The organism is Pseudomonas sp. WS 5078 (assembly GCF_012985745.1).
GTDB classification, from domain to species: Bacteria; Pseudomonadota; Gammaproteobacteria; order Pseudomonadales; family Pseudomonadaceae; genus Aquipseudomonas; species Aquipseudomonas lundensis_A.
Window position 1 is genome coordinate 38,773 of sequence record NZ_JAAQWX010000009.1, and the last position, 18,967, is coordinate 57,739.

The window sequence follows — 18,967 nt, forward strand, 5'->3', positions numbered from 1 at the left end:
AGGATTCGATAAGTGCTAGGGCAATAGTCAGGGATTATCGATTTTTGCTTTTTTAAAAAAAAGTTCAATCTTGTCCTTGACTTAGCTTCGATAGGTGCGTAAATTTCGCGGCCTCAACGAAGCAAAGGGTGATTAGCTCAGCTGGGAGAGCATCTGCCTTACAAGCAGAGGGTCGGCGGTTCGATCCCGTCATCACCCACCACTTCTTGAGTTTCTCGAAAGAGAAAAGGCGTTCTGAAAAGGACACCAACCGACGCGCAGCGGTAGTTCAGTCGGTTAGAATACCGGCCTGTCACGCCGGGGGTCGCGGGTTCGAGTCCCGTCCGCTGCGCCATATTTGTACAAGTCAGGCCAGCCTGACTTGCGATTGAAAAGCACCGAAGCTGTTCAATCAACGATTTCAAAGTTTCAAACGGACGCAAGTCCGAGCGATACGCAGCGGTAGTTCAGTCGGTTAGAATACCGGCCTGTCACGCCGGGGGTCGCGGGTTCGAGTCCCGTCCGCTGCGCCATATCTGCTTCTGAGCCCTTGAACTCTCAGAAGCTACAAAGAAAGCGACCTCAGGGTCGCTTTTTTTGTGCCTGAATTTTACCTCTCTGTCAGTTTTGCCTCGCGACCGTCTTCTCACGCAAATGGCATCCCTGTGTGCGTTGGCACGCTCCTTTTTTGGAATATTAACTATTCGTTTGGATTGTAAGGCTCTAGCTCGATACTCTCCTGATTGCGTCATTTTTCCAGCGCGTGCGATTTGAAATCCTAAGTCAGGCGAAAGTCGTCAAAAAAACGACGCTTATTCCCGATGGCGATAAAAAATCAAATTGGACTGCTCAATATTGGATCCATAGGATTGCCCGCAATTGGTGCGCAGTGCTGTCTCCGATTAATGAGTAACGGGTCGTAAAACGTTGTCGCTGATGCATGACGAACCAAACGTTAATGCCCCTGACTCGATCAACTGGCGTGCTCCTCATCATCATGTTTGAGAGTACCGAAGCGGCCGCACTGCAATAACTGCCCTGGATTCGGTCATTAAGGTCAAACGTCATTTATGGAGCACAAGTTTCGCAGGAGGCGTGCGTGTACCGTCGCTTTGCGCCTGTTCGCAGCGTTTTCACTGTACCTCTCCGGCACCGCCAGTCATGCGGCTGAACCTGCGCCTCGCAGTGTGGCGTTTTGGTACGCAGACAATCCCCCCTTGCAAGAGCTGGCACAGTTTGAGTGGGCGGTTGTTGAGTCCGGCCACCTGTCCACTGCAGACGTTGCCCGAATTCGTCAATTAGGCAGTCAGCCGTTTGCGTATTTGTCCGTGGGCGAGTTTGATGGCGATCGCAATACACTGATTGAGTCAGGGCTGGATAAAGGCGCCAGTTCTAAACGTAACAAGGCTTGGAACAGCCAGGTGATGGACCTGGCGTCACCGCAATGGCGCAATCATCTGTTCAAACGCGCGCATGAACTGCAGGCGCAGGGTTACGCCGGGCTGTTTCTCGACACGCTGGACAGCTTTCAACTGCTGCCGGAATCGGCATGGCCCGGTCAGCAAACAGCACTGGCCAGTTTTCTGCGCGAACTGCACACCCGCGAACCGCAGCTGAAGCTGTTCTTCAACCGCGGTTTTGAAGTGTTGCCTGAGCTGGACGGTGTGGCCGCCGCCGTGGCAGTCGAGTCGATTCACGCAGGGTGGGACGCCGGTGCCAAACGCTATCGGCCTGTCTCACAAGCCGACCGTGAGTGGCTGGAGACTCGTCTCAAACCTCTGCGGGACAAAGGCATGCCGCTGGTAGCCATTGATTACCTGCCGCCTAGCCAACGAGAACAGGCGCGCAAACTGGCCCGTCAATTACGCGATGAAGGCTTTATCCCGTTCGTGACCACCCCGGACCTCGATTACCTGGGTGTCAGTACCCTTGAAGTCCAGCCGCGCCGGATCGCCATGTTGTATGACCCGCGTGAAGGGGACCTTACGGTTAACGCCGGGCATGTGATGCTCGGTGGCTTGCTCGAGTACCTGGGCTACCGGATTGACTATTTCCCGGTCGATCAACCGCTCCCTGCCCATCGGCTCAAGGGCGTGTATGCCGGTGTGGTGAGCTGGATGAACACGGGCCCGCCGCAAGATGCACAGCATTTCAATGCTTGGATCAACCAACGCCTGGATGAAGACGTGCCACTGGTGTTCCTGGCCGGCATGCCGATTGAGAACGCCGTCCTCCTTAAACGCCTCGGTTTGCACCCGTCAGTGCAGAGTGCTCCGACGTCACTCACGTTGCTGTCGCAAGACGCGTCGTTGATCGGCGGTTTCGAAGCGCCATTAATGCTGCGCACCCGCGAACTGACGCCCCTGTCGATATTGCCGGGCGGCCCGAAACCCGGTCTGTTGCTGGCCGATGAGAAGGGCAATGAATTTGCGCCGGTTGCCATTGGCCAGTGGGGCGGCATGGCAATGGCGCCGTATTTGGTGGAATCCAATGGCGAAGCCAGCCGCTGGATCATTGATCCGTTCGTGTTTATTCAACGTGCGTTGCGCCTTCCCCTGCAACCGCATCCTGACACCACCACGGAAAACGGCCGACGCATTGCGACCGTGCACATCGACGGTGACGGTTTTCCGTCCCGCGCAGAGATCCGTGGCACGCCCTACGCAGGGCAGTCTGTGCTGGACCTGTTTATCAAGCCTTATCCGTTCCTGACGTCGGTGTCGATCATTGAAGGGGAAATCTCCCCTCGCGGCATGTTCCCGTTTTTGGCCAAAGAACTGGAACCGATTGCACGCACCTTGTTTGCCAACCCCAAAGTCGAGGTGGCCACCCATACCTTCAGCCACCCATTCTTCATGCAGCCGGAAAAAGCCATGAAAGAAGAGGGCTTCCATCCCGAATATGGCCTGAACATGAAAATTGCGGGGTACAACAAGATCGACTTTCGTCGCGAAGTGTTTGGTTCACGGGACTACATCAACAACAACCTGACCACCCCGCAGAAGCCGGTAAAGATGATTTTCTGGCCCGGCGATGCGTTACCGGACGAAGCCACCCTCCAGTACGCCTATGAAGCCGGCCTGCAAAATGTGAACGGCGGCACCACCATCATCACCCACGCCAACCCGTCACTGACCGGGCTCTCGCCGCTATTGCGACCCACCGCGGGCGGCTTGCAGATCTATGCCCCGATCATTAACGAAAACATGTACACCAACCTGTGGAAGGGGCCGTTCTACGGCTTTCGCGATGTTATCGACACCTTTGAGCTGACTGACAACCCGCGCCGTTTGCGGGGCTTGCACCTGTATTACCACTTCTATTCCGGCACCAAGCAGGCATCGATCAAGGTCATGGATGATATCTACGCCTTCATGATCAAGCAGCAGCCGATCTCATTGTGGATGAGTGACTACCTGCCACGGGTGCGCGGCCTGTATGAATCCAGCCTGGCGCGTACCGCCGACGGTGACTGGCAAGTACTCGGGATGAACGCTTTGCGCACCTTGCGTATTGACCCGCAGATGGGCTGGCCTGACTTGACTCGCTCTACAGGTGTTGCCGGGGTGCGCGACCTGCCGCAAGGCCGGTATGTCCATTTGAGCAGCGATCGCGCGTTGCTCGCCCTGCGCCCGGATCGCGACCCACGGCCGGCATTGGAGGAGGCCAACGTGCCGCTCCAGGGCTGGCGGTTTGAGAATGACGGTCGCGTCACCTTTGCAATGGCCGGGGAGTTTGAGGTGCAGTTTTCAGTACGGGCCGCTGGGCCGTGCCATGTTGAAATCAACGGGCAGCGCTATTCCCCGCGTGCGGAAAATGGCCTGTGGTTCTTTAAATTGCCAATGAAGCAGGTGAGTGATGCCCAACTCCTCTGCCAATAAGAAAACCCGGCTGCTCAATCCGTGGGCGCTGGGTGTGGTGGCCGTGGCGGTCGGCGGACTGCTGTGGCTGACCTTTGAACAAGAAAGCGTCTTCCTCCCGGATGACCGTCAGCCAGATGCAGTCTCGGCCAACTATGCGGAACTGCTGCTCACCGCGCACCCGCAAGACGATGCGTTGCGCATCAAGCTGCTGGACCTGCTGATTACCCTGGGCGAGTACTCCAGGGCCCGCAAACATTTGAGTCAATGGCCGCAGCCCAACGCCACGGTCGCCCGCTTGTACGGGTTGCAGCTCGATCAATTGGCGTTGCCCAAGGATGCCGATGCCAGTGCCCGCACAGTGCTGGTCGAACGCCTCAGCACACTGGATCGCGCTCAGTTGCCGATTGCTGCACTGGAACGTATGGCGCAGTTGCTGTTAGTGCTGCAAGCACCGGGCCTGGCGGGGCAATGTTATGCCGAGCTGGCCGAGCGTGACCCGGCCCGGCGCCTGACGTGGTTAAGCAGTGCCGCGCAATGGTCGATGGCAGGTGGACAGCCGGGCCGTGCCGCTGACGTGTACCTGCAACTGGAAGCGTCCAGCAGCACGCCCGAGCAGCACAAACATTACCTGCGGCAAGCATTCGATGCCTTGATTGCCGCAGATCGAGGGGCTGAAGCGGCGGCGTTGTTAAGCCGGCAAGTGGCGCTCCTCAATGACCCTGACAGCGACCCGCATTGGTTGGAGCAAGGTGTTGAAACCGCGATCGCCCATGACCAGTTGCACCAAGCCGAAGTGTTGTTACAGCAGTGGCGGACCTTGCAACCCGGCAACCTTGAGGCTTTACGCAAGGAGTTCCGATTGCGGCTGGCGTTTGGCGATCAGGACGGCGCCTGGACCGTGGGTCAGGAACTGTTGCAGATCGAAGCGGGCGATGCTGCCTTTCTTGAACAAATGGCCCGACTGGGCGAGTGGAAGGGCGATAACTATCAGGCGCTGGATTACTGGATGGCCTACCTCAAGCTGCAGGATGACCCGGCGGCGTATGAGCATGCCTGGCGCTTGTCGATTCAGTTGTTTGATTTCGATCATGGCATCCCGTTGCTCACCAGCCTCCTGGAGACACGCAGCCTGACCGGGCCCGAGCTGGATGCGCTGGTGTTTGCCCACGAACAGCGTGGCACGCCGCAACTGGCCGAAGCCGTGCTGCGCGCCAGCTTGAAAAAATACCCTGAACAGCGTCTGGCCTGGGTGCGTCTGAGCCAGAACCTGGAAAACACCGAGCAATACCCGGCCAAGACCGTGGTCATGCAGGCAATGGCGCAACATTTTCCGCTCACCGTCACCGAGCGTGTGGACTGGGCCGGGTCGCACCTGAGGTTTTTTGATACCCAAGGGGCGTGGAACGTACTGGACATTGATAACCGGGACATTCAAGACCCCGATTATTGGGAGCTGCGGGCGGCACTGGCGTGGGAACTGGAGCGTGACGATGACTTGCAGCCGGCACTTGAACGGTTACTGGCGATCAAGGGTTCGTTGAATTACGGCGAAGAGGAGCAATTGGCCAACCTGTACCGCAAGCGTGCGCCGCAAAAGGCATTGGCGCTGATGATTGCGAGCTGGAACAAAACCCATAACCCGCAGCGTCTGGTCGTGGCCTTGCAAGTGGCGCAGGAACTGCAGGACTGGGCTCAAGTCAGTGTTTTGCTCGACAGTGCGCAGGCATGGCAGCAGGCCAACGAACAGGAGCAAGTACTGGCGGCCCGCGCTGCTTTGGCCGTGCATGAGCACCGCTTCGTCGATGCCGAGCGTCTGCTCAAGCAGGGCTTGGCGCGTTACGACGATGACAACCTGTTTCGCGAGCGCTTGCTGTGGTTGTACATCGATCAGGGGCGTACGGCAGAGATCGGCCCGTTGTTGCAAAAATGGCGGGCGCGGGCGCGTAACGACAACCTGCTGTGGCTGCCGTTCGCCAGTGCCAGCCAGATGGTTGGGCGCACCAGTGAGTCGTTGGCCTGGTATCGCCTGTACCTCAAGGCCAATCCCCAAGACTGGCTGGTGCAGGCGGGCTATGCCGATGCGCTGGAAGCGGCCGGTTCGTTGGCAGCGGCGCAACGCTTGCGCCTGCAGTTGACCCGCACCGTGGACCTGCAACCGGGGATTGAATCCTCTCAACGGTATGCCATGTGGCTGCGACTGCTGGCCAGCAGTTATTCGGCGCGTCTGGCGCAGAACAAGGCATTGCAATGGCAGGACGGCTCGCCCGCCATGTTGCAACTGTGGTTCGAACGCCTGCTGGCGCGGCTGGACGAAACCAATCAATCGGCCCAGAAAAACGACTGGCTGGCCTGGGCGCGCAGTCAGGGCCTAAAAGTCGACCGCTTTGAACTGATCCAGCAAGCGCTGCGTGACCGCAATCGCGACATGCTCAAGCAACTGCTGGCCAGCGGCGAACTGGACCCGGCGCAACAGGTCGAGGCCCTCAGTCAACTGGGGCATGACGGTCACGCCCTGAGCGTGGGCTTGTCGGCACTGGGAGACGAACAGTCCGCCATGATTCGCGAGCAATTGCGGCGTCAGGCGGTGGAGATCCTTGACCGCACGCCGCAAGGCATTCAGTTGCGCTGGGAGGGCAAGGATTTTGGTGGGCTGGATATTTCTGGCCCGCAACTGACGCTCGCCCGTCACCTCAATGACGACTGGTACGCCAGCCTGGTGCTGGGACAAGGCCGCTATGACAGCGATCAACTGCGTGATGGCCAATTGGGTCAGGAGCGCAATGCGTTGCTCACGTTGCGCCGCCAATTGAGTGACGGCAGCTACAGCCTGGTTGCCGACATCAGCACCCGCCAGGATCACGACCGCAACGGCTTTGGCCTGAGCCGGGCGTGGCAGTTGAGTGCAACCGATGAAATTGAAACCGGTCTCGACTGGCATCGCCAGAGCGACGAAACCGGCCTGATGCGCGCTTTTGGCCAGCACGACGGGGTGTGGGTCAAGGGGCAGCATGGTTTCTCGGCGCGTGACCAGTTGAGTTGGGCACTGACGCATAACCGCTTTTCGACCCGTGCAGGCGATGCATTGGGTTCCGGTCAGGAGGCCAAGCTGGAGCTGGCCCATACCCTGGAGTTCGAAGGCCCCAACTGGGTGGTGCGGGCCGGTGCCGACTATCAGCGCAATAGCCTTAAAAGCGCTGAGCTGAATGACCTCACTGCCTTCCTCAAACCGATTTACGAGCTAGAGCCCATCGAAGATGACGAGGGGCGTGTGACGGGTGCACGTGCCGTGGACGTTACGTCGCCGCTCACTGCCCGCGATTTGCTGCAAGCGCGTTATGGCCAAGTGTACGTCGGCAGTTCATGGCGGCGCGGCATGCCCGGCGCCTTGAACCGTACCAAGGCGCAATACACCTGGCTGGTGGACGTCACGGCAGGCTGGCAGTGGGTCGACAAGACCTTCAACTGGGGCGTGGACACAGGCTTGGGCATGGAGGTGCTAGGGGATGACGAACTGGCGTTCACGTTCGGTTACCAGTCTTCGCCTCAGGGCGGCGCGGGCGCCGGTGGCACGCTCGGCGTGAGCTATGGCCTGCGGTTTGGGCGCTGATCAATCAATGACTATGTGGAGAAACACGATGCAAACAATCCGAAACCTGACGCTGGCCATGGGCGTGTTGCTCATCGCCGGGTGCAGCAGCTTCACCGGTAAAAGCAGCCCGACCTTGTCTCGCAGTGCCCAATGGGGCGTGGTGCCACTGGTCAACTATTCGCAAACCCCGCAGGCGGGTGAGCGTAGCGAGCAGATCTTGCTCAGTGTGTTGAGCAACAAAGGCTTGCAACCCCAGATGTACCCGGTGGCAGAGCAGGGTGAGCAGGCCCTGCTGGACGACAACGAGCGCTTGAACGGCGCCATGGAATGGGCGCGCCAGCAGAAGCTCGATTACGTGGTAGCCGGCAGCGTCGAAGAGTGGCAGTACAAAAACGGTCTGGATGGCGAACCGGCGGTCGGGATCAGCCTGCGGGTCATCGAGCCGGCCACCGGCCGGGTGTTGTGGAGCGAAAGCGGTGCGCGTGCCGGTTGGTCCCGTGAAAGCCTGGCCGGTTCCGCACAGAAAGTGCTGCACAAACTGGTCGGCGGCCTTCGGATTGAGTAACTGAGATGAACTCCCCCCATATGGATTTCAGCCTGGCGCCCCGAGCCCAGGGCCTCGGCTCCTGGCTCGAAACGCTGGTAATCACTGCACTTGCGCTCGGCCTTGGGCTGTGGCTGACCCCTGACGATCCGCTGCAAGTGCGTGGCGAATTTCCGTGGCCGCTGCTGGCGCCGCTGCTGATCAGTGTGCGTTACGGGTTTGTGCGTGGGCTCAGCAGTGCGTGCCTGATCGTGATGGCGTTTTTCGTCCTGCGCCAACAGGGTTGGCCGTTGTACGCCGAGATTTCGCCTTCATTCATCGTCGGGGTTCTGGTCTGCACCATGGTGGTGGGCGAAGTGCGCGACTTGTGGGACCGGCGTTTGCAGCGTTTGCAGATGGCCAACAATTATCGCCAGTACCGCCTCGACGAGTTCACCCGGCACCATCAAGTGTTGCGGGTTTCCCACGACCGGCTGGAGCAACGGGTTGCGGGCAGCGATCAAAGCCTGCGCAGCTCATTGCTGGGCTTGCGTGAACGGCTGCGTACACTGCAAGGCACCCCGCAACCCTTGGCGGCTCTGGCTGAGCCGATAGTGGCGATCCTTGGCCAGTACGGTTCGTTGCGGGTGGCGGGTCTGTATCCGGTGGATGACCAGCGCCTGGTTCACGATGAACCCTTGGCAACCCTCGGTGTGATGGGTGCGCTGGCGGTGCACGACCCGCTGATCACCTTATGCCTTGAGCGCAACGAATTGGTCAGTGTGCGCAGCAACCTGACGGATAACGGGGAGCAGAGTGACTTTTCGTCGCTGCAGGTGTGCGTGCCGCTGATGGACACTGACGGGCGCTTGCTGGCGATTCTGGCTGTGCGGCAGATGCCGTTCTTCGCCTTTCAAGAGCGTACGCTGAGCTTGCTGGCGTTGTTGGCCGGGCATATCGCTGACCTGCTGAACAGTGACAGCCATAGCCTGCAACTGCCGGATGCCGACGCACAGCATTTTGCCCAGCAACTCAAGCGTTCCTTGATTGATGTACAGCAGCACGACTTGTCAGCGTGCCTGTTCTTCTTCGAACTGACCGAACCCGAGCCGCAATTGCTCAGCTTGTTTGAACGCAGCCAGCGTGGGCTCGACCTGCAACTGAATGTGCGTAACCAACGCGACCATCAAGGGCTGCTGGTGCTGTTACCGCTGACCAGTGCCGAGGGTGCCGAAGGTTACCTGACGCGTCTGAACACGCTGGTTCACGAACATTTCGGCCAGCAACACACCCTGCAAAGCCTTGGTGTGCGCGTATTCCCGTATACCCTGGAGCCCGCTTCCGAGCGCGGTGGCTTGCGTAACTTCCTGTTCAACGAGTGTGGCCTGAATGATCAGCAAGTGGCTATTTAGCCTTGGGGTAGTGCTGGAGGCGAGCAGTTGGTCCAGCCTCTGGGTCGAGCTGCCGCCGGGGCAGGCGTTCCTGCTTTATGTGACCGCCCATGGGATTGCCAGTGGCATGCTGTGCGCCGGTGTATGGATGTTGTTGCCTGCGCGTTATCGCCAGCCCATGCCCTGGAGCCCGCTGTTTCTGTTCTCTCTGGTGTTTTTTATCCCGGTGATCGGCGCCTTGGGCGTTGCCTGCGTGATCTTCCCGGCACTGTATTGGCCGCGCCCTCGCGAACCAGAAGCCTGGCAGTCACTGGGCATTCCGAAGTTGCCGTTTCGCTCGCAGCCGCTGCATTCACCGATTTTTCGCGACGGTGGTTTGCAGGATGTACTGCGTCACGCACCCGACCCGGATCTACGCCTTTCGGCGTTGCTGAGCACACGACGGATGCCGGGCAGGGACGCGATCCCGATTCTCAGGCTGGCCTTGGCTGATCCCAGTGATGATGTGCGTTTACTGGCGTATTCAATGCTCGATAAGCAGGAGAACGACATCAATCAGCGGATTCAGGCCGACCTCAAACAGCTGCCCACCGCCAAACCGCCGGCCCGGGCGGCTTTGCACGCCACGCTGGCGCGCTGGTATTGGGAGCTGGCCTATCTGGGGCTGGCCCAGGGCAGTGTGCTGGAGCACGTCCTGAATCAGGCGCGCGAACATGCCGAGCAAGGCTTGCGCGAAGGTGAGGGGGGTGAGCTGCACCTGCTGGCGGGGCGTATTGCGCTGGAAATGGATGCCTTGGACACTGCGCTGACACACCTGGACGCCGCGCAACACGCAGGTATCGATGCTTCATTGTTGATTCCGTTTCACGCTGAAATTGCCTTCAGGGCCGGGCATTACGCGCAAATTCCGCTTCTGCTGGCAACGTTGCCCGCCGACCTGTTGCGTCGCCCCCCCTTCGCAGACCTCGCAAGGTGCTGGTTATGAACACACCCCAACACGACGCACCGGTGGCGGATGTTTGCCTGCTGCTTGAAGGCACCTGGCCGTATGTACGCGGCGGGGTATCGAGCTGGATTCACCAGATGCTGCTGGGGTTGCCCGAAGTGACCTTTTCGGTGCTGTTCATCGGCGGGCAGCGTAACGCCTATAGCCGCAGAAACTACGACATCCCGCCAAACGTGGTGCACATCCAAGAAGTGTTCCTTGAGGAGGCGTGGCAAGGCCGCCCGGCGAGCACCACCACCGAGCAAGCGATTGCCCCGGAACTGGCCAACCTGTACCGCTTTTTGCACCACCCGGACGCGCCCAGCGTGGCGCAGGGCCAACAGTTGCTCGACGCGCTGGCGCAGGATCGCCTTAGCCTGACAGACGTGCTGCGCAGCCGCGCCAGTTGGGAAACCTTGAGCGCGGGCTATCTCAAACACTGTGGCGATCCTTCGTTCGTGAATTATTTCTGGACCCTGCGTTCGATGCAGTCGCCCTTGCTGATGCTGGCCGAGGCCGCACGCGACATGCCGAGGGCGCGGGCTTTGCACTCAATTTCCACCGGGTATGCGGGGTTGGTGGGCTGCATTCTCAAGCAGCGCTGGGGCTGTCGCTACCTGCTGAGCGAACACGGTATCTACACCAAGGAGCGCAAGATCGACCTGGCGCAGGCCAGCTGGATCGCGGAAAGCAGCGAGCAAGCGCTCAATGGCAGCCTGGACACCGGCACCGGCTACATGCGTACGCTGTGGATCCGCTTCTTTGAACGCATCGGGCGGCTGGTGTACGACCACGCCGACAACATCATTGCCCTGTATGACGGCAACCGTCAGCGGCAAATCAAGGACGGCGCCGATGCGGCGCGTACACAAGTGATCCCCAACGGCATCGACTTACCGAAATGGACTGCCGCGTTGCAGGCCCGTCCCGACGGTATTTTGCCGGTGGTGGGGCTGATTGGTCGCGTGGTGCCGATCAAGGATGTGAAAACCTTTATCCGCGCCCTGCGCGGCGTGGTCAGCGCCATGCCTGACGTGCAGGGCTGGATTGTCGGGCCCGAAGAGGAAGACCCGGCTTACGTCAGCGAGTGCCGCAGCCTAGTGGCCAGCCTGGGGCTGGAAGACAACGTGTTGTTCCTGGGTTTCCAGAGCATTCAGAACATCCTGCCGCAATTGGGTTTGATGGTACTGACCTCCATCAGTGAGGCTCAGCCGCTGGTCATCCTGGAAGCCTGGGCGGCGGGAATTCCGGTGGTGTCCAGTGACGTGGGCTCATGCCGCGAGCTGATCGAAGGCGGTATTGCCGAAGACCGCGACTTGGGGCTGGCCGGAGAAGTGGTGGCAATCGCTGATCCGCAAGCCACCTCCCGCGCGATCCTCGGCCTGCTGCGCGACCCTCAACGCTGGCAGGCCGCGCAAACCAGCGGCTTGCAACGGGTGCATCGTTACTACGGAGAAAATTTGATGTTTGAGCGATATCGCACCCTGTACCGCGCAGCCATGGAGGCGGTGTAAATGGCTGGCATCGGTTTTGAACTGCGTAAAATCCTGTCCCGCGACTCTTACACCGCGACCCTGCACGCTTATGTGTACGCCGGGCTCATCAGCTCGGGGCCGTGGGTGCTGTCGATTGTCAGCGTGATGCTGGTGGGGGTGTTGAGCCTCGGGTTGTTGATGCCGGAAATGCTGGTCCGGCAGTTTCTGATCACGGTGACTTACCTGATGGCCACCTCGCTGATCCTGACGGGCGGCCTGCAACTGTTTTTCACACGGTTTGTTTCGGACCGGCTGTTTGAGCGCAAATTCTCGCGGATCTTGCCCAACCTGGTGGGCGTGTTGCTGCTCGTCACCCTGAGCTCAGGCGTACTGGGCACGCTGTTGCTGTGGGCACTGTTTGACGAGCCACTGATGTACCGGCTGCTGGTGCTGGCCAATTTTGTGACCCTGTGCAACCTGTGGCTGGTGATCATCTTTCTGTCGGGGATGAAGGCCTATAACCGGATTTTGCTGGTGATGCTGGTGGGCTATGCGCTGATGGTATTGAGTGCGTACCTGTTGAGCTTCATGGGTATCAACGGGTTGCTGTTGGCGCTGTTGATTGGCCACGGCACGCTGCTGTTCCTGTACCTCTACGACATCCTGCGCGAATACCGCGCCGATACGCTGGTGGCGTTCGATTTTCTGGACCGGCGACAGGTGTTCACCAGCCTGTTGCTGACCGGGCTCTGTTACAACTTGGGGATCTGGATCGACAAGTTCATCTTCTGGTTCAACCCGGCCACTTCCAGCGCGGTGATTGGCCCGATGCGCTCGTCGGTGCTCTACGACTTGCCGATCTTTCTGGCGTACCTGGCGATCATCCCCGGCATGGCGGTGTTTCTGGTCCGCATCGAAACCGACTTCGCACAATGGTATGACCGTCTGTTTCGGGCGATCCGTGAAGGGGAGACGTTGCAGCATATCGGCCAGATCAAGGCAGAGATGACGCTGTCGATCCAGCAAGGGCTGCTGGAAATTTGCAAGGTGCAGGGGCTGACGGCGGTGCTGTTGTTCCTCTTCGCGCCGCACCTGCTCGAATGGCTGGGGATTTCCAGTTACTACCTGCCGTTGTTTTACATCGATCTGGTGGGGGTCAGCATTCAAGTGGTGTTCATGGCGCTGTTGAACGTGTTTTTCTACCTCGACAAGCGGGCAATCGTGCTCAAGCTGTGTGTGATGTTTGTGGTGCTGAACGGCGCTTTGACCCTGCTCAGCCTGTACCTTGGCCCGAGTTTCTTTGGTTACGGGTTTACCTTGTCATTGCTGGTGTGCGTGCTCGTGGCGTTGCAGCAACTGTCGACGGCGCTGCATGACCTTGAGTACCAAACCTTCATGCTCAGCGATTAAGCGGGAAGCGCGGCATGCGTGAACGGTGGTCCTTGGCCTGCGCCAGCGACCACAGGCCGCATCTTCGACTTGTTCTGGACACGCCATCCGATCAAACTGCGCGCATTCGCCCGTACCGTTCTCTTCAGGATGTTCAATGTCTATGTCATTCCCCTTGCGTACCGCGGTTGTCGCCTTCGTGCTGACCGGCCTCGCAGGTTGCTCGACGCAGAAAACCGCGATCTACGAGCATGAAAACTTCGATGACTCCGGCACTTTTTCGCGCAATTACCCGGTGGCCGACAAGGCTTCTTGCGAGGCAGCACGCCGCGCCTTGCTCAGTCAGGGCTACATCATCACCAGCCGCGACCCGAAAATGATCAGCGGCCATAAAAGCTTCCAGCAAACCGGTGAAAGCCATCTGGAAATCAGCTTTAACGTGGTCTGTGCCGATGACGGCGGGGCGGCGCATCACTCCACGATGTTCGCCAATGCCTTGCAGGACCGCTATGCGCTGAAGAAGGTTAACAACTCCGCCAGCCTTGGGGTCGGTGTGCTGGGGTCGGTATCGATGCCCATTGGTTCAACCGATGATTCGATGGTCAAGGTGGCCAGCGAAACCGTATCGTCTGCGCAGTTTTATGACCGTTTCTTCTCATTGGTAGAGGTGTTCCTGCCCAAGGAAGCAAAGAAAGCCGCGCACATTGAAGAGAAACCCGAGGCTGATCTGGGTGTGCCTGAGCCTGCGCCTGCCAAGGTCGAAGCGACACCTGCCACGCCGCCATCTGAGGCCCCGGCCGTCATCGCGCCCGAGGTGACGCCGGTGATCGCGCCGCCCGCGGTCGAGCCCGTGGGGTCGCAGCCGATGGTGCCGCCCGCGGAAGCAGCCCCCATCACGCCGATTGACGCTCCTGCAACCCCAGAACCGACGGCGCCCAGCGCGCCCGTGGCGCCTGCAGCGGCTGTGCCTGAAGCGCCGATCCCTGTCGCAGGGCCAGCCCCGGTCACTGCACCGGTCAACCCAGAACCTGCTCCAGCGCAATAAACCGCGGCGGTAAATCTGAAATGATCTGCTACGTTTAAATTTGAGCCCTAGACGTGTTAGCGCAGGTGTCACGTTTCCTTCATGCGCGCACGTTAAGCTCGAACGATCACGACAACAGACGCAGAAGGATGCCGACATGGACGATTATCAGGAAGAACTGCTGGAGTATCAGGCGTCCCAACTGGACCCGCTGGAGCCTGCGGACGACGCTACCGAGCTTTGAACGTCGCAGCGCACGGTCGCTTCATGCCGACTGGCGCTGGCGGCGCCGGAACTCTCCGGGTGTTTCAGCGTTCCAGCGTTTGAAGGCACGTTGAAACGCCTCGGCCGAGGCAAACCCCAACAAATACGCGATTTCTCCAAAGGCCAGTTCGGTGTCCCGGATATAGGTCATGGCGAGGTCGCGGCGTGTGTCATTGAGGATGGCGCGAAACTGCGTGCCTTCTTCCGCCAGCTTGCGGCGCAGCGTCCAGGTCGGCAGTTTCAGGCGAGCAGCCACTTCTTCCAGATCAGGTTCACGGCCGCCATTGAGCAACGGCCCCAGCAACTGGGTGATGCGCTCGCGCAAACTGCGCGTACGGGTCAGTTGCTCCAGTTCGCGTTCGCACAATTGTAGCAAATATGCCCAGGTGCTTGGGCAATGCTGCGGGTTGCGCAGATCAAGCGTGGCGTGATTGAGGCGTAGCTGGTTGGTGTCTGCACGAAAGCGCACCGGGTTGTGGCTCAGCACGCTGTACTGCTCGGCGTAGTCGGGTTCGCTGAACTCGATCTCGATCTGTTCGCTGGTCAGCGGGCAGTCGGCCACGGCGGATAATTGCTGCAGCCAGCCTGAGATGATGGAGTCCACCACGAAACGGTTATAGGCGTTGTACGGGCTGATGGAGTAAAAGCGCAGCCAGGCGCCCTGAGCATCTTCGTGCAGGCTCGACTGCCCACGGTAGTTGGAGCCGTAGAGGGCTTCGAAGCGGATCAGAGTGCGCGCCGCTTCCCGCACCGTCGGGGCTTGCGCCGCTGTGACCCCGGCCAGCCCCGCCTGACTCAGGCGGCTCAACTGACCCATGCGCAAACCCAGTGCGGGCTCGCCCGTCAATCCAATCGCGGCATGCCCCAGGCGCATGTAGCGCGGAATCGAGAGCCGCGCCATGGGCTGGCTCAAGCGCGCAGCATCAAGGCCGTATTGATCGAGCAAGGGCAAGGGGTCATGACCGCAGCTGCGCACCGCATCCGCCAGTTGTTGCACGAAACCGACCGACAAATCCCCCAAACGCATCGGTAACGGTTTCATTGGCTACAACCAGAGGTTGAGCAAGCGAGCAGTGGACACGGTCATATCAGGGCTGGTGAGGCCGTTGCGGCTGATAAAGCTTTGCCCGACGCTGTGTTTGTCCCAGAACCGACCTTGGGAAAACACCGTGATCCCGGCTTCGGCAGTGCTGCTGGGCACGCTGCTGATTAGGGTCAGACGATGCCAGGCTTCGCCTTCACTGACTTCGCCGGGCTTGAGGCTGATTTCGCTGGGCGTCGATACGCTTTTGTAACCGCCCCAGGGGTTATTCCACGTGTCTTTGCCGGTCACGAAGGCGGGTACGGCGATCAGTTGCACCTGTTGCTCGTTCAGCACGCGGTAGTTGTCGGGGTACCAACTGTCGCTGCCCACCAGAATACCGAGGCGCCCGGCCGGAGTGTCCACCACATTCAACTGATGGTCGGGGCTGGGCTGGATGTAGCTCTGTTCTTCGTAGGTCGGCAGCAATTGGCGCTGGGGCTTGCCTATTGCAGTGCCGTTGCGATCGAACACCACGCTGCTGTTGTACAGCGCGCCGGAGCCCGCGTGCAGGGTGCCGTTTTCGATGCGCGGGTCGGGCAGGGCGATGCTGCCGGCCACCAGCGTGATGCCAAACTCCCGGGCCAGCCCGCCGAACAGGGTCTGATAGTCGGCGGCCATGCGTTTGGCTTTCATGCGCAAGTGGGCATCGTTGAGACGGCTTTCTCCTTCGGCCCCCAGCCAGGCACGGGTGAAGCTCAGCGGGTTGCTGATGGCCAGCCAGTGCATGGCTTCGTGGAGGTTTGCAGCTTGATACAGCTCGTCTTTCTCGCCGCGAAACATCAGCCATGAACCAATGTGTTCGGGCATCACCACGATGGTTTTCTCGTTGAGCAAGCCGGCGTCGCGGGCCTTGTTCAAGTAAGTCGCCAGTTTGAGATGCAGCAGCTCAAGGCTTTGATAATCGCGGGGCGACAGTAACGGCTCGATCCCCAGCAGGTTGCCACGCCCGGTGTCGACGCCGTCGTTAATTGCCAACTCGACCCGCAAGTCAGACAGGTAATGGCCGACGTCGCGTTGCTCGGTCCAGTACGCATACCCACCTGCAGCGGCGGCAACGGCGATCAGTAAGGTGCAACCAATTAATTTACGCATGAGAAATAGAGCAGACAGCCATTCGCAGGATTCGGTGTCTAGGGTAGGTGGCGCCTGCACGCTTGCCAAGAGGGGCTGTGCAATTGGGTTAATAATTTGTCACTTTGGGTCATTGAGTGGGGTCGGGCGGGGCTTTACTGTGCCTGTCATTCAACGACGGGCGCCGTAGAGCCTCCCGCGTTCCGTGAATCAGCCTGTTGTGGAGCAACCTGATGACTGCCACTCACTACCCGCATTTAATGGCCCCGCTGGATCTGGGTTTCACCACGTTGCGCAATCGCAGCCTGATGGGCTCGATGCACACCGGCCTTGAAGAAAAGCCCGGCGGCTTTGAACGCATGGCCGCTTACTTTGCTGAACGCGCCAAGGGCGGCGTCGGCCTGATGGTCACGGGCGGTATCGCCCCCAACGATGAGGGCGGTGTGTACAGCGGGGCGGCCAAGCTCAGTACCCCGGAAGAAGCCGAGAAGCATGTGGTCGTGACCCGGGCGGTACACGATGCCGGGGGCAAGATCTGCTTGCAGATCCTCCACGCCGGGCGTTATGCCTACAGCCCGCGTCAGGTTGCGCCGAGCGCGATTCAGGCGCCAATCAATCCGTTCAAACCCAAGGAACTGGATGAAGCCGGCATTGAGAAGCAGATCAGTGATTTCGTAACCTGTGCCCGTCTGGCCCAGAGCGCCGGTTACGACGGCGTTGAAATCATGGGGTCTGAAGGTTATTTCATTAACCAGTTCCTCGCGGCCCACACCAACCATCGCACCGACCGTTGGGGCGGTAGCTACGAAAACCGTATGCGCCTGCCGGTTGAAATCGTGCGCCGGGTGCGCGAAGCGGTCGGGCCACATTTCATCATCATTTATCGCCTGTCGATGCTGGACCTGGTGGAAGGTGGCAGCGTCTGGGACGAAATCGTGCAACTGGCGCAGGCGGTCGAACAGGCCGGTGCCACACTGATCAACACCGGCATCGGCTGGCACGAGGCGCGCATCCCGACCATCGCCACCAAAGTGCCACGTGGCGCGTTCAGCAAAGTCACGGCCAAATTGCGCGGTTCGGTCAAGGTGCCGCTGATCACCACCAACCGCATCAACACCCCCGAAATTGCCGAACAGATTCTGGCCGAGGGCGACGCCGACATGGTGTCCATGGCGCGTCCGTTTTTGGCCGACCCTGAGTTCGTCAACAAAGCCGCAGCCGGGCGCAGTGACGAAATCAATACCTGCATCGGTTGCAACCAGGCGTGTCTGGACCACACCTTTAGCGGCAAGCTCACCAGTTGCCTGGTCAATCCGCGCGCCTGTCACGAAACCGAACTCAACTACCTGCCTGCCATCCATGTGAAAAAAATCGCTGTAGTCGGTGCCGGTCCGGCCGGGCTGTCGGCGGCTACAGTGGCGGCCGGGCGCGGGCATCAGGTGACGCTGTTCGATTCGGCCAGCGAGATCGGCGGCCAGTTCAACGTGGCCAAGCGCGTGCCGGGCAAGGAAGAGTTCGTCGAGACCCTGCGGTACTTCAAGCGTTTATTGCAAACCACCGGGGTCGAGGTGTGCCTCAACACCCGTGTGGATGTTGAGCAGTTGGTGGCGGGCGGGTTTGACGAAATTATTCTGGCCACCGGTATCGCGCCGCGCACCCCTGACATTCCGGGTGTGGATCACCCCAACGTCCTGAGTTACCTGGACGTGATCCTCGAACGCAAACCGGTTGGCGCAAAAGTGGCAGTTATCGGCGCGGGTGGGATTGGTTTTGACGTGTCGGAGTTTCTGGTGCATCAGGGCGTGTCCACCAGCCAGGACCGGGATGCATTCTGGCGGGAGTGGGGCATCGATACACGCTTGGAAGCCCGCGGCGGCGTGGCCGGGATCACACCTCAGGTTCACGCGCCTGCGCGACAGGTGTTTTTGTTACAACGCAAGAAAACCAAGGTGGGCGACGGGCTGGGCAAGACCACGGGCTGGATCCACCGCACGGGCCTCAAAAACAAGCATGTGCAGATGCTCAACAGCGTTGAGTACCTGAGCATTGACGATGACGGGCTGCATATCCGCATAGGCGACGGTGAGCCTCAATTGCTCGCGGTGGACAACATCGTGATCTGCGCCGGTCAAGACCCGCTGCGTGACTTGCAAGCAGGTTTGGAAGCCGCCGGGCAGCGCGTGCATCTGATTGGCGGCGCGGATGTGGCGGCCGAACTGGATGCCAAGCGCGCGATCAATCAGGGATCGCGACTGGCGGCCGAGTTGTAGGCGCGCCCTGTGTAGCCGCTACGCGATGCCTGAGCTGACACAAGCAGCGGTAGCGGCTAT

11 protein-coding genes and 3 tRNA genes are annotated in these 18,967 nt (G+C 59.9%); 12 read left to right on the forward strand and 2 right to left on the reverse strand.

The genetic code is table 11. The features are described 5' to 3' along the window. Positions 1 to 126: 126 nt before the first annotated feature. From HBN68_RS13560 to HBN68_RS13610, 11 genes are all read left to right on the forward strand, one after another. Positions 127 to 202 (forward strand) — tRNA-Val (locus HBN68_RS13560). Between the two features lie 55 nt (positions 203 to 257). Next, positions 258 to 334, forward strand: a tRNA-Asp gene (locus HBN68_RS13565). 101 nt (positions 335 to 435) lie between these two features. Beyond that, positions 436 to 512, forward strand: a tRNA-Asp gene (locus HBN68_RS13570). Positions 513 to 1,049: 537 nt separating this feature from the next. Next, positions 1,050 to 3,860, forward strand: a complete 2,811-nt coding sequence (locus HBN68_RS13575) for a bifunctional glycoside hydrolase 114/ polysaccharide deacetylase family protein (protein WP_169964727.1) — start codon at positions 1,050 to 1,052, stop codon at positions 3,858 to 3,860. After that, the gene (locus HBN68_RS13580) at positions 3,838 to 7,449 is read left to right on the forward strand and encodes a tetratricopeptide repeat protein (RefSeq protein WP_169964728.1); all 3,612 of its coding nucleotides are present in this window, start codon (positions 3,838 to 3,840) and stop codon (positions 7,447 to 7,449) included. The genes HBN68_RS13575 and HBN68_RS13580 overlap by 23 nt, the downstream gene beginning before the upstream one ends. A 28-nt stretch (positions 7,450 to 7,477) precedes the next feature. Further along, positions 7,478 to 7,996 carry a penicillin-binding protein activator LpoB gene (locus HBN68_RS13585; protein ID WP_169964730.1) on the forward strand — a complete coding sequence of 173 codons (519 nt, stop codon included), beginning with the start codon at positions 7,478 to 7,480 and terminating at the stop codon, positions 7,994 to 7,996. A 5-nt stretch (positions 7,997 to 8,001) separates the two neighbouring features. Continuing rightward, entirely contained in the window at positions 8,002 to 9,366 is a 1,365-nt protein-coding gene (locus HBN68_RS13590; RefSeq protein WP_249275364.1) for a PelD GGDEF domain-containing protein, read from the forward strand. After that, a complete protein-coding gene (locus HBN68_RS13595) occupies positions 9,344 to 10,330 on the forward strand; it encodes a HEAT repeat domain-containing protein (protein ID WP_169964732.1) in 987 nt (328 codons plus the stop codon). Before HBN68_RS13590 ends, HBN68_RS13595 begins: the two co-directional genes overlap by 23 nt. Then, complete coding sequence (gene pelF, locus HBN68_RS13600; protein WP_094993936.1) at positions 10,327 to 11,844, forward strand: GT4 family glycosyltransferase PelF; 1,518 nt, start codon at positions 10,327 to 10,329, stop codon at positions 11,842 to 11,844. The genes HBN68_RS13595 and pelF overlap by 4 nt, the downstream gene beginning before the upstream one ends. After that, entirely contained in the window at positions 11,845 to 13,215 is a 1,371-nt protein-coding gene (pelG, locus tag HBN68_RS13605) for an exopolysaccharide Pel transporter PelG (RefSeq protein ID WP_169964734.1), read from the forward strand. 136 nt (positions 13,216 to 13,351) lie between these two features. Further along, complete coding sequence (locus tag HBN68_RS13610) at positions 13,352 to 14,239, forward strand: DUF2242 domain-containing protein (protein WP_169964736.1); 888 nt, start codon at positions 13,352 to 13,354, stop codon at positions 14,237 to 14,239. A 244-nt stretch (positions 14,240 to 14,483) separates the two neighbouring features. Here the strand turns inward: HBN68_RS13610 and HBN68_RS13615 are convergent, their stop codons facing one another. Beyond that, positions 14,484 to 15,524 (reverse strand): AraC family transcriptional regulator, encoded by a 1,041-nt coding sequence (locus tag HBN68_RS13615; RefSeq protein WP_094993939.1) that lies wholly within the window; start codon positions 15,522 to 15,524, stop codon positions 14,484 to 14,486. Positions 15,525 to 15,527: 3 nt separating this feature from the next. After that, positions 15,528 to 16,658 carry a carbon-nitrogen hydrolase family protein gene (locus HBN68_RS13620; protein ID WP_169964738.1) on the reverse strand — a complete coding sequence of 377 codons (1,131 nt, stop codon included), beginning with the start codon at positions 16,656 to 16,658 and terminating at the stop codon, positions 15,528 to 15,530. Positions 16,659 to 16,870: 212 nt separating this feature from the next. Here HBN68_RS13620 and HBN68_RS13625 point away from each other — a divergent pair, with 212 nt between their 5' ends. Further along, positions 16,871 to 18,907: an NADPH-dependent 2,4-dienoyl-CoA reductase gene (locus tag HBN68_RS13625; RefSeq protein WP_094993941.1), complete on the forward strand. Its 2,037-nt coding sequence runs from the start codon at positions 16,871 to 16,873 to the stop codon at positions 18,905 to 18,907. The last annotated feature ends 60 nt before the right edge of the window (positions 18,908 to 18,967 follow it).

Excerpts from the sequence above, each read along its gene's own strand:
- HBN68_RS13575 (WP_169964727.1), top strand. The coding sequence starts at position 1,050 with ATGGAGCACAAGTTTCGCAGGAGGCGTGCGTGTACCGTCGCTTTGCGC.
- HBN68_RS13580 (WP_169964728.1), top strand. The coding sequence starts at position 3,838 with ATGCCCAACTCCTCTGCCAATAAGAAAACCCGGCTGCTCAATCCGTGG.
- HBN68_RS13585 (WP_169964730.1), top strand. The coding sequence starts at position 7,478 with ATGCAAACAATCCGAAACCTGACGCTGGCCATGGGCGTGTTGCTCATC.
- HBN68_RS13590 (WP_249275364.1), top strand. The coding sequence starts at position 8,002 with ATGAACTCCCCCCATATGGATTTCAGCCTGGCGCCCCGAGCCCAGGGC.
- HBN68_RS13595 (WP_169964732.1), top strand. The coding sequence starts at position 9,344 with ATGATCAGCAAGTGGCTATTTAGCCTTGGGGTAGTGCTGGAGGCGAGC.
- pelF (WP_094993936.1), top strand. The coding sequence starts at position 10,327 with ATGAACACACCCCAACACGACGCACCGGTGGCGGATGTTTGCCTGCTG.
- pelG (WP_169964734.1), top strand. The coding sequence starts at position 11,845 with ATGGCTGGCATCGGTTTTGAACTGCGTAAAATCCTGTCCCGCGACTCT.
- HBN68_RS13610 (WP_169964736.1), top strand. The coding sequence starts at position 13,352 with ATGTCTATGTCATTCCCCTTGCGTACCGCGGTTGTCGCCTTCGTGCTG.
- HBN68_RS13615 (WP_094993939.1), bottom strand. The coding sequence starts at position 15,524 with ATGAAACCGTTACCGATGCGTTTGGGGGATTTGTCGGTCGGTTTCGTG.
- HBN68_RS13620 (WP_169964738.1), bottom strand. The coding sequence starts at position 16,658 with ATGCGTAAATTAATTGGTTGCACCTTACTGATCGCCGTTGCCGCCGCT.
- HBN68_RS13625 (WP_094993941.1), top strand. The coding sequence starts at position 16,871 with ATGACTGCCACTCACTACCCGCATTTAATGGCCCCGCTGGATCTGGGT.